The sequence below is a fragment of the Aporhodopirellula sallentina SM41 genome (assembly GCF_000346505.1).
In the GTDB taxonomy this organism is placed as follows: Bacteria; Planctomycetota; Planctomycetia; order Pirellulales; family Pirellulaceae; genus Rhodopirellula; species Rhodopirellula sallentina.
The window spans coordinates 2,501-9,192 of the sequence record NZ_ANOH01000401.1; the positions used below are offsets into that span (position 1 = coordinate 2,501).

Genomic DNA, 6,692 nt, shown 5'->3' on the forward strand with positions numbered 1-6,692 from the left:
CCGCCGTGTTGGCGGTGTTCCTCAGCGAGGAGGCGGAAAGATAGGGACAGTCTTCGGTGCTCGCAAGTGCCTTTGGTGAATTTTTCTGAAAATGTTTTTGAATCATTTGCCAGGAGCCCCAAAAACACGGGATTTTGCGGGGCTTTGCGGATCCTGACTATTTCCCGGCCCTCGCCCACGACACCCCAGCTTTCAATCTGAAACCCAAGTGCACCCGGCGTTTCGTTCTGCCGATACCTCCACAGACGTGCATTTCGAACTCTCTCTCCCTTTCTGCGTCCCGGTGCCGCGATGAAAAAGCCTCAATCAGGTACTCCGTCGACCAATTCGCCCAGTTCCTCGGCTTCTGATGCCGTCGACACCCAACTCGATGCCCTCATTAACCGCATTCAGTCGCTAAGTGGAGACTCCAACCCCCGAGCGAATGCCGGCGGCACCACCGAATCCGGACAAAGCGGCAACTCCGCCAACGCAGGAAGCGTGTCGCCGCCACCTGCCGGACGCAGTCCCCAAGGCGGTGCTCGACCAACGAGCCAAAACTCACCAACCAACCACCAACCTCAAAACCGCGCTCCCGCGCAGGCCCCTATCCCACAGCCCACTTCCGCACAGCGCCGGCCAGCGACCGGTGCGGCCCGGCCCGCGGCAGCTTCGCCGGGCGGCTTCCAGCCGAGCCGCGATGAGGCATGGCGTCCCGCCGAACCCACCGACCTCCGCACGAATCGAATCAGCGAAACCCTGCTCGAAGCAATCATGTTTCGATTTATCCTCAACGCGGGCGAAGCCGAAGGGCGCCGCATCGCCGAACAGGTCCAACTCCCGTTCCGAATGATCGAGCCGATCCTGGAACGCTTCAAAAAGGACCAACTCGTAGCTTACAAAAGCTCGACGGCCACGAACGACTACGTCTATGTCCTCACCGAAGCGGGCCGCGCGATCGCGCGTAACCACTTAAACGACTCCACCTATTACGGCAGTTGCCCAGTACGACTAACCGAATACATCGATAGCATCAAACGTCAAAGCATCGAGGGACAATTCCCAAAACGCAAAGACTTGCTCAAAGCCTTTAGTGACCTGCTTATCAATCCCAAAATGCTCGAACGTCTCGGCCCCGCGGTCGCTAGTGGTCGTGGCATGTTCCTGTTCGGGTTCCCCGGAAACGGGAAAACATCTATCGCCGAACGCGTCACCGGTGCGTTTGGAAAATACATTTGGATCCCTCGCAGCGTCGATATCGACGGAGACATTCTGCGTGTTTATGACCCAATGAATCACGTGGCTGACATGCCCGAAGCATCGTCCGGACTGCTCGACGCGGGCGGCTTCGACAAACGCTGGGTACGCATCGAACGCCCAACGATTATCGCTGGCGGTGAGCTCACGATGGAGATGCTCGAAGTGCTCAACAACCCGTCGAGCAACATCAGCGAAGCCCCGCTGCAAATGAAAAGCAACTGCGGAACGCTGGTCATTGATGACTTCGGAAGGCAGAAAATGTCGGTCGATCAACTACTCAACCGTTGGATCATTCCTCTCGAAAAACGTTATGATTTCTTAAACATGGCGAGCGGTAAAAAGATACAAGTCCCCTTTGATCAACTTGTTATCTTCAGCACCAACCTTGAGCCTAAAGACCTGGTTGACGATGCATTCTTAAGACGGATTCCTTATAAGATCGAAGTCGAAAACCCACCGGAATCTGACTTCAGGAAGCTGTTCGAAATCATGTGCCGCGTCACCAAAATTCCTTATAACGCCGACGCCATCGACTACTTAATCAAGACACATTACTTGCCCGTCAACCGGCCATTTCGCAACTGCCAACCCCGTGACTTGCTGCTTCAAGTCCGAAACTATTGCCTCTACAACGACCTCGAAATCGAGCTAAAAAACGAGTATTTCGATTTCGCCTGCGACAACTATTTCTCGGTGATGTAGAAGGCTGGAGGATGCACAAACGCAATGCTCCTCAGACTCCTGGCGTCACCGTGCCCCCGCAAGAACCGTTGCCAAAACCAGCATTCTCGCTACTCTTCCTCGATGCACACCGCCTGCCACCACCCCAAACCTGCTCTTCGATCCAAACGCAACTTCGGTTCTAATCACGTCCGTTTCGAACATTTCGAGTTGCATGGAGAACGGACATGGCGACAGTCAAGGGAAAGAAGTCTCAAACGAGTGGAAGCAAACGAAACACGAAAAAGCCCAATGTGTTTCACCAAAGGATCGGAACCCTCACCTACCACCAAGCCTGCCGGCTGCTCGGAGATGAAGGCCCGCGTCTGATTCAAACCGGAGGTCGCGTTTTCGACATCCAGTCCGACCGCGACGTTTTCCTGGGAGGCGACCTTTTCCGAGTCCGTGTCGAAGACGCTGAACTCGACGGCGGTCTGGCCGTGGCAACCATCACGCTGAATTCGGGACGCAACAAACAGTTGCAGCTCAATTGCGACCAATGCGAGATGCCGTGTGAGCATCTTGGCGCGGCCCTTGACTATTTACTGGACGCCAAGAGCGTGCTGGGACTGGCGATGCCGCCGGACGAAAGCGTTCCCCTCGAAAACTTGACCTCCGAGGAACTACGGCATCGGGCAACCGCGGACCGGGAAAGACGTGCGGCCGAGGAGAGCATGAAGGTACGCTCGATGGACACGGGGCGGCCATGGACCGACTACGTCGTCACCAGCGAACGATCCGGACGCAGCTACCGCGTCGCAATCCGAAGCCTCGGCGAAGGTGATTCGTTTTGCACCTGCCCCGACTTTCGAACCAATCGTCTGGGAACGTGCAAACACATCCTGCACGTTCAAACCAAAGTCAAAAAGCGATTCTCGGCGGCACAGTTGCGTGCCCCCTATCGTCGCAAGCGACTTTCGCTGGGAATGCACTACGGGTCGTTTGATGGCGCAACCCCGCGAGGACTGCTGTTCCACTTGCCTCATAAAGCCGACGCCAAAGTGGAAGAGATCGTCGGCAACAGCGTCGCTGAGCCGATCACGGATGCCCACGACGCAATGACTCGCGTGCAAGCCCTTGAGCACACCGGCCAAGATGTCACTATTTTTCCTGACGCCGAAGCATTCATCCAACGACAACTCGTCTCAGACCGTGTCCGCAGAGAATGCGATCTCATTCGAGAACGCGTCGACAAACACCCTCTGCGAACCGAACTGCTTGATGCCAAACTGCTGCCTTACCAACTAGACGGAATCGCATTTGCAGCCGGCGCCGGCCGCGCGATCCTGGCTGACGACATGGGCCTCGGCAAAACCATCCAAGGAATCGGGGTCGCTGAACTGCTCGCCAGACTCGCCGAGATCAAACGGGTACTCGTTGTCTGTCCCGCATCGCTCAAAAGCCAATGGCGAGACGAAATCACACGGTTCAGCGGGCACTCGGCCCAAATCGTCCTGGGCAGCGGAGAAGAGCGGATCGAACAATACAGCAGCGATACGTTCTTTACGATTTGCAACTACGAGCAAGTCCTTCGCGATCTAACCGCAATCGAGAATGTGCCCTGGGACCTGATCATCCTGGACGAAGGGCAACGAATCAAAAACTGGGAATCCAAAACCAGCAACGTGATCCGACAACTCGAAAGCCCCTTCCGACTCGTCTTGTCCGGCACGCCACTGGAAAACCGACTCGGCGAACTCTTCACCGTCACCCGGTTTGTTGACGACGAACTTCTCGGTCCGGCGTACCACTTCTTTAACCAACACCACGTGGTCGACGATCGTGGCAAAACGCTCGGCTACCGCCAACTCGACACGCTGCGCGAAAAGATGCAACCGATCCTGCTGCGCCGGACTCGGGCCGAGGTTGCCAAACAACTCCCCGATCGCACCGACGAAGTCATCCGCTGTGAAGCGACTGCGGAACAGAAGGAGATCCACGACGCCAACATGCGAACGGTCGCACAAATCGCCGGCAAAAAATTCATGACGGAGATGGATCGACTTCGCTTGCAAAAGTGCCTCCTCATGGCACGGATGGCATGCGACAGCACGTACCTGATCGACCAAGACGCATCCGAATACAGCAGCAAACTCGAACGACTGGGCGAATTGCTAGAAGGATTGATCGAAGACCCGACTCGCAAAATCGTGCTCTTTAGCGAATGGCGACGAATGCTCGATCGAGTCGAACACCGACTGGACGAATTGGGCTGCGATTACGTTCGCCTCGACGGACAAGTCCCCCAGAAGAAACGCGCCGAACTGGTCGCCCGCTTCCAAAACGATCCGAACTGCCGTGTGATCAATATGACCAACGCGGGCTCCACCGGACTGAACCTGCAAGCCGCCAACACGGTCATCAACGTTGACCTACCGTGGAACCCCGCGGTCCTCGAACAACGCATCGCACGTGCCTATCGGATGGGCCAGAAAAACCCGGTACACGTTTACAAGTTGGTCACGACTGGCGAAACGATCGAGGAGGGCCTGCTGACCACGCTGGCCTCGAAGCAAGACCTTGCCGACGCGTCAATTAATTTCGACAGCGACGTCTGTGAAGTCTCCATGACCAGCGGCATGGAGGACCTCAAACGCCGCCTCGAGATCATCCTTCCCAAGCCGTTGGCCGCTCCCGTCGACGAAAGCCAAAAACGCCGCGTGGAAGCCGAGGCCGAAGAATTGGCCGCCACCCAGCGACGCGAGAAAGTTTCCGCCGCCAGCGGCCAGCTGGTCACCGCCGCACTCTCGCTCGCCGGCGAACTCATCGGAGGTGCAGATCAATCGCCCCCCGCAGAGGAAACCATCCAGCAACTCACCGACAAGCTGACCCAGTGCGTCGACCGCGACGCCGAAGGACGCCCTCAACTCACCATCAGCCTCGCCGACGACACTGCCCTCAAGGGCCTCGCGACAACCCTGGCTAAACTGCTGAGCACGTAGCACTCGCCCCACGGTCGACGCGGAGCAAAACAAAGTAAAACAAAACGATAGAGCAATATTACAGCCAACCCGCTCTCTCGCGCCGCGAAAGAGCCTTGGCACCTCAACGTTCATCGCTTTGTCACCGGCCCCCCGCGACCTCACCGTCGGCAAGCCAAAAAAGCATTCCGCATTCCGCCCATTCGAGGTATCCTGCCTATCCGGCCAAATCCCCGACACCGCCTCTCGACTTCCAATCGATTCCGCGCATGAATTACGTCAAGCGTCCTCGACTCAACCGCGATTCCCGCAGACGCAATCGACTCCGAATCGAGATTCTCGAGGACCGACGACTACTCACCGCCACCGCTACGTCAGACTCCAACCGATTCGACGTCAACCAAGACGGGTACGTTACCGCGGTGGACGCTCTGCAGGTGATCAACTACCTGAGCGCGGAAACGCAAACCGCTACGCAATCACCGACGACACAAAAACAATCCTCGTCCCCTTTTGCGTTCGACGTCAATCAGGACGGAAACGTCTCGCCGGTGGATGCCCTGCAAATCATCAACCTCCTCAACGAAGCGTCTGGACCGGAAACCGCCTCGGCACTGCAAAGCGAACCCAGCCCCTCCGCGTCCGTGACGTTGCCGAGCCAAACTCGAACTCGCGATATCGTCGAACTCAGCATCGACTCTTTTTCAGAACTCGACCTAGCATCGATCGATCGCGTCGAAATTGACTGGGGAGACGACCGGGTAACGTCGGTTCCGGCAGTCGGTCTTGCCTTGCCGCTCACGCGACTCCATTCTTATTTCGTTCCCTCGGGAACCCGCGACGTGAACATCCACGCGGTCACCAATGATGGCAGCACCGTTTCACTCGCCAGCCTCCCGATTGAGATCGTCGCTAACTCTCCCTCCATCGTCGACCGAGTTAACGAAGGACTGACCGCGGAGATCTTCGACAACACCGACTTCTCTTCGGCTCCGGTTCAAATCCGCAACGACGCGACCATTGATTTTGATTTCGGCATCGAAGGCCCCTCACCATCGCTCGGCCTCACCGCCCTGCCCTTCTCGATTCGATGGCAAGGGACATTCACACCGCAGGAAACTGCATCCCATAACCTCTTCGCGAATGTCGGAGCAAACGACTCCGCCGCGGTCTACGTCGACAACCAACTCTTATTCACGGCCGCCGGCAACGAACAATCCGCCTCCATCTCGTTAACGGCCGGTCAAAGCGTTGAACTGAGAATTGAATACGTCGCCGGGTCAGGACAATCACACATCCGCGTCGGCAGCGAAACCGATTCGAGCTTCAAGACAGCTCTCCCGAGCCACCAGTTACGCCCGACCATTTCGGCCGAACAACTCCGCAGCGGTGCACTCATCGAAACGTTCGAAGCGCCGACATTGATCACCAGCATCGAGGAACTTCGGTCGAGCGAATCCTTCATTGCGAACACTCCCGCCTCCGCTAACGATCTCGCCGATTTGACGTATTCACAACCTGCAGGAACTCATGCAACGCGAACACGATCGATCGTATCGGTTCCCGCCAGTGGAGCGTATACCTTCCATCTCGCCGCCAGCGACACTGCCGAGGTTTACCTTTCGCAGGGAGTAACGTCTGACACGTCACGAGTCATCGTGTCGGTCGATAACGAGGCTCCGACCGGAGGATTTCAATTCGCCAAACGCGAACGCTTCGACGCCGATCTACCTCGTCGCCGGTCAAGACTACTACCTCGAAACGTTGCACGTTCACGACAACGCATCCACGGCCAGCCACCTGGCTGTCGCA

Annotated in this window: 3 protein-coding genes; all 3 read left to right on the forward strand. The window is 57.0% G+C overall.

Annotated elements, in window-relative coordinates:
- Positions 1 to 291: 291 nt before the first annotated feature.
- Positions 292 to 1,941, forward strand: a complete 1,650-nt coding sequence (locus RSSM_RS25920) for an ATP-binding protein (protein ID WP_008686744.1) — start codon at positions 292 to 294, stop codon at positions 1,939 to 1,941.
- Positions 1,942 to 2,147: 206 nt separating this feature from the next.
- A complete protein-coding gene (locus tag RSSM_RS25925) occupies positions 2,148 to 4,901 on the forward strand; it encodes a DEAD/DEAH box helicase (protein ID WP_008686746.1) in 2,754 nt (917 codons plus the stop codon).
- A gap of 248 nt (positions 4,902 to 5,149) precedes the next feature.
- Positions 5,150 to 6,692: PA14 domain-containing protein (locus tag RSSM_RS25930; RefSeq protein WP_008686747.1), on the forward strand; the 1,543-nt coding region annotated here is incomplete at its 3' end.